Source organism: Bartonella saheliensis (assembly GCF_902162175.1).
The window spans coordinates 1-5040 of record NZ_LR607261.1 but is presented as its reverse complement, the minus strand read 5'-3'; the positions used below and the strand labels follow the sequence as shown (position 1 = coordinate 5040).

The 5040-nt window shown below is 39.1% G+C and carries 3 protein-coding genes and 1 pseudogene; all 4 read left to right on the top strand.

Annotated elements, in window-relative coordinates; translation table 11 throughout:
• Positions 1–1364: DUF637 domain-containing protein (locus tag FS875_RS09350; protein ID WP_208000040.1), on the top strand; the 1364-nt coding region annotated here is incomplete at its 5' end.
• A gap of 121 nt (positions 1365–1485) precedes the next feature.
• On the top strand, positions 1486–1839 hold the full coding sequence (locus FS875_RS09345; RefSeq protein WP_144756041.1) for a hypothetical protein: 354 nt from the start codon (positions 1486–1488) through the stop codon (positions 1837–1839).
• Between the two features lie 6 nt (positions 1840–1845).
• Positions 1846–4389 (top strand): DUF6990 domain-containing protein, encoded by a 2544-nt coding sequence (locus FS875_RS09340; protein ID WP_144756040.1) that lies wholly within the window; start codon positions 1846–1848, stop codon positions 4387–4389.
• Positions 4390–4498: 109 nt separating this feature from the next.
• A pseudogene (locus FS875_RS09335) lies at positions 4499–5040 on the top strand (DUF637 domain-containing protein); the annotation flags it as partial.

Sequence of the window (5040 nt, the reverse complement as noted above, 5' to 3'; positions counted from 1 at the left end):
CCAGTCAATTCACAGAGATGGCTGGTGTTGGACAATCCTTATCCAAAACCGCCCCTTTGGTTGATCGTATCACGCGTGAGGCAGAAAGGAATCTGATCAAAGCCGCCATTGGCACGGGCGTTCAAACGGCTCTTGAAGGTGGTTCACTTGACAAAAACTTTTTTAATAATCTGCGCACCGCCCTTTCAGGAACCCTTGGGAAAACATTAGCGGAAGAAATTGGTACCGCTAAAGCAGAGGGCAAAATAGACACGGTGACGCAAATTGTAGCTCATGCGGGGCTTGGCTGTATTGTCGGAGCGACAGCGAGTGGTGATTGTACGGCTGGCGCCGTGGGAGGGGCTGTAGGTGAAGCCGCAGCCATGCTCCAGTTTAAACTGTGGACCAAAAATTTTATACAAAAAGAAATAGCAGCATTGGATGGTCGTGTTCCAACGGCAGAAGAACAAGCGCGTATCAATGCAAAGATTGAAGCACAGTTTGCTAATTTTAATGATCATGCCATTGATATCGCGCGCATAGCGGGGGGCTTTGCTGCTGCTCTTGCTGGTGGAGATGTCAATACCGGCGCCGATGCTGCAGGTAATGCCGCGGAAAATAATTTTCTTCCTGCAGTAGCAGCATTCGTAACATTCGTTGCATCGCTTGCACCAGAAGAATTGGCAGCTCTGTCCCTTTTTATGGCTGGCGGAGCAACTCTTGTTCAATCTCCTAGCAATAGGTCGGCTATAGCTGATTTTCTTGCCGATTGGTTTGCTTCGAAAAATTCTGCAGAAGATAGCGAAAAAACAAATCAAAGCTCAAAAGAAGAAAAAAATAAAAATTCTCAGAAGGAAAGTAAAAATAAGATAAAAAAAGGAAAAAATAAAGATCCACAAAACAATAATGATGGAAAGGATAATCTACTTCAGCAAGTCAGAAAGCATCATGACAAAAAGCGCGATGAGAAAAAACAAGAATTAAAGGATGAAGGCTGTATAGTATGCGAGACAGAAATAGTATTCAAAACTAAAAATGGTAATAAGACAATAAGATCTCGTGCGGATATTGTTGGTATAAAGGATGGTAAACTATTTGTTGGTGAGGTAAAAACGGGAAAAGCTGGTTTAAGTGAAAACCAAAAGATTTTGAAAGAGGCATATAAAAAAGGAAATGCAGAGTCCACAAAAGGCGAATTTATAAAATTTCTTAAAGATAACAAAGAGTTCTTAGAAAAATATCAAGCAGATTTCAAAAATTTTAAAGGAAATCAAGATCAATTGAGAGAAGCCAATCAAAACTGGATTAAAGAACAATTAAGTAATAAGTTAGAGAAAACCGAATTTAATCTTTTTCGTTATCTAGGATTTAAGGAAATTGAGTGATGCAGAAAACTAAAAATATAACAGGGCTTTGAAAGTTAAGTTGGGAGTATGAGATCAGCTATCATCTACGGCAGCAGATTAGTATTAACAGGAATAAGCTTTGAATTGTGGAGAATAATCTATGAACTTTGCTTTAAAAAAAATACATCGCCCTGATATTATTTATGTGGAAAAAGGCGTATTAAAAGTTATTGATATAAAAACTGGTAATTCTCAATTAACAGAATGTCAAAAAGATTTTGAAATAGCGTATCAAACAGGAGATGCAAAACCTCTTGGAAAAATTATGAAGCGGTATTTAGAGGGAAATAAAGAAAATCTTAATAAATACCAGGAAGATTTGAAAAAATTTGAAGGAGATGCAGAGCTGCTGAAAGAGTTTAAAGACAATTGGAGTGAAAATCAAATAAACAAAGAGTGGAATAAAATAATTGCTTACACAGTTAGCTGTTATCCGGGGATTGGAGAAGAGTAAAATATTATGCAAACTAAAGATGCAGCAGAAATATTAAAAAGTTTGGGCTGTGAGCCTTATCGTGATGAAGTAGGCGATACATTTGCCTATTATTATCTTCCCGATCGCATTGTGGATTTGAGCTATGGTGTAAAACATGAAAAGGATGGTGAGAAATTTTGGTTATTAGCTAGTCTTACAACTGCTTCTTATAGTCTTGCTTGTGAATATTCTAGGGGACAAAAGTCGCGGTATGGATATGTACTCTATCCAGAAGTAGGTGATTTCGGGATTACGGTATCGGATCTTTCTGAAAGTCATATTGAGGAATCTTTAAACAAAGCAATCGTTTGGGCACAAACACAGGATATTGAACAAAAGTTGCGCGAGGAAGCAGCTGATCATTCTCTTGTTGCAAAGGCTCTTCTTGGCGATATAGAAGCTTTAAGGAGTTATGAGCCTACGCCCCAATTATCTGTATCCGAATTTGCTGATTGTAAAATGACAACTCGAAAAGAGCGTCTTCTTCTTTTTGCACAAGCCTATAAAAATGGTGAATTAGATGACATTTTGGTGCGTAAAAAGCCCAAACAGTGCTCGATAAGCCTTACTGTAGCAAGTCGTATTCTTAAAACCCACGGTTGGTTTTCTACGGAACCTGGAAAAATGTGGCTCTCTTTGCCTGACCGTTTTATTCAGTTTGATTTTAGTTTTGTGCATCTCCTTGATCAGTACAATGTTCGTCTTGAAGCTGAGATCTCTAACGAAGAGATTTCTGTCGCTTGCAAATATATTCACTATAGAGGGGAATATGAGTATATATCTCCTGCGGATATTTATAAGTCTTTTAATACGATTGGAGGGGGGATTTTTAGCGGTTTTGATAAAGGGATTGATATTTGTGTAGAGACATTGAATGAGCAAGAATTGACGCAAATCTCTGAGCGGGTGATACAGTGGGCACGCGCCCAAGATTTACAAGCATCGATTGAAAGCAAAACACTTGTTCAAAAATATAATTACGATATAGATATAGTCTGGCATTTGGCTTGTTTAGCATTAACAGGTAAAATTGATGTTCTGAAATCTTATCAAAATTTTCTAGAAGCTGGTACGATTTCTGGACATTTAGATGATGATGAAGTAGAAAAATATGTTAACCATGCCGTTGAATTTTCTGAAAAACATTTGAAAATCCTTCATGAGCGAGAGGCAGCAGAAGTTCATCTTAGTCCACAAGCTTTGATTACTTTCAATAAAGTTGCTGAGCAATTAAAACAAATGGGCTGGGCAGTTTATCGCGATAAAAACTACAATCGCAATGCTTATTTTATAAATAAAGACCGTATCATCAATATAATGTACAGCCTTCAATGTGGTGGAGAAGAGCCGATTGTTGCATTTAAGGCTTCCCTTTCAACACTTGGCTTTTGCTCTGCTCATAGAGAGATTTTCTATAATATGCCTCAATATATAGCTCTCAAAGAAGCAGAAGAAGTTTATACAGTTTCTAGTACTGATTTGGATGAAGGCAAGCTGAAACAGATTTGTACAGATATACTTGAATGGGCAGATCGGCAAAATGTCAATCAAATTATTTATGATTATGTAGCGTTTCCCCCAGACAGTGAACTTGATCTTGTTGCGCGTCACCTTATTGCGCTTGTTTTGATTGGAGATGTTGAAAAGCTCAAATCTTACAAGGAGAATTTTAGAAAGGGAAATCCTTTAGGCTTTGTGGAAGAAATCTCAAAATATAGAGTTGATAATCTTCTCACTCTTGCACGGGGTTATCGAGCAGGCTTTCCAAAAAACGCTCCAATTTTGAGCTTGGATCCACAAACAGCGTCTATTGCTTCCAAAACTGTTGCTGTTGAGGAGACAGAGGGAACGGATGATAAAGATGCTCCATTGACTATGGAAAGTGCCACAGCACTTTTAAAAAGCCTAGGCTGGTCAACCGAGAAAATCGATGAGAATGACCATATGGCAAGCTATCAATTGGCTGATCGTGAAGTAGATATTCTTTATAACGATGAAATTGCTAAAGATTGTCCGCAATTTGATAGCGCCTTTTTGATTAGCACCGGTATTCTTTCTGCTGCTTGCAAATTCATTGATCCTACACACACGGAAGATTTTCCAGATATACAGCTTAATTTTGAAGCTAAAGGATTAGAAATCTTTGAACCAGAAGTCACCGCAGATCGTTTAACACAGGCACTTGATGATGCGCTAGAATGGGCTCTCAAAGAGATTGATCTTTCTGAAAGACTTCGCTGTGATTATGGCATAGCTCCTTGGCAACAAGATGCAAAGTCAAAAACAGACAATCCGGATAATGCTTTACTTCATATAGGTGCTCTTGCTTTATTGGGTGATGTTGAAACTTTGCAGTCTTATCAGCAAAGTTTTATCTCAGGAGATCATTTAGGCTTTGGCGAAAGCATCCAACAGCTTCATCTTGAACGCGCAGTAGCATTAGCCAAGGAAGTATCAAAGGTAAAGCAAGTGAGCTACGCTTTGATTGAAAAAGTATCAAAAAACATGAGTTATTTAGAAGAAAAATAGTTCTGAACAAGAGCTTTTCAGTGAGGTGAAGCTTTATTCCTAGAAAGACAAAGCCGCTAAATTAATCGAAAAAAAAGACAAGAAATAGCATTTTAAGAAATATCAATTTGACCAATCCCTTGAGCAGTTAGCTCGTTCTCCAGAATTGTCATGGATCAAGCAATTGCGTGATGATCCAGAATTAGCCAAGCAAGTTGATTGGCAGGCAGTTAAGGCTGAATTTAAAGACTGGGATTATAAAAAGCAGGGTCTCACAGAAGTAGGAGCAGCTTTTGTCACCTTGATTGTAACAGCTGTTACTGCAGGGACAGCTTCCAGTGCCGCCGGTGCCATTGCCAGTGCATTGGGTGTTGGCTCCAGCACAGCCATGAATGCAGCGATACAAGCAGGGGTACAGGCGCTGATCAACAAAAGTGCTGTGGCTCTTGTCAATAATCGCGGCAACATTGCCGAGGCACTTCATGAGCTAGGCTCATCGAAGAATGTTTTGGGCATTGTCTCTTCAATGTTGACAGCAGGTTTAACCAGTCAATTCACAGAGATGGCTGGTGTTGGACAATCCTTATCCAAAACCGCCCCTTTGGTTGATCGTATCACGCGTGAGGCAGAAAGGAATCTGATCAAAGCCGCCATTGGCACGGGCGTTCAAAC

Excerpts from the sequence above, each read along its gene's own strand:
- FS875_RS09345 (WP_144756041.1), top strand. The coding sequence starts at position 1,486 with ATGAACTTTGCTTTAAAAAAAATACATCGCCCTGATATTATTTATGTG.
- FS875_RS09340 (WP_144756040.1), top strand. The coding sequence starts at position 1,846 with ATGCAAACTAAAGATGCAGCAGAAATATTAAAAAGTTTGGGCTGTGAG.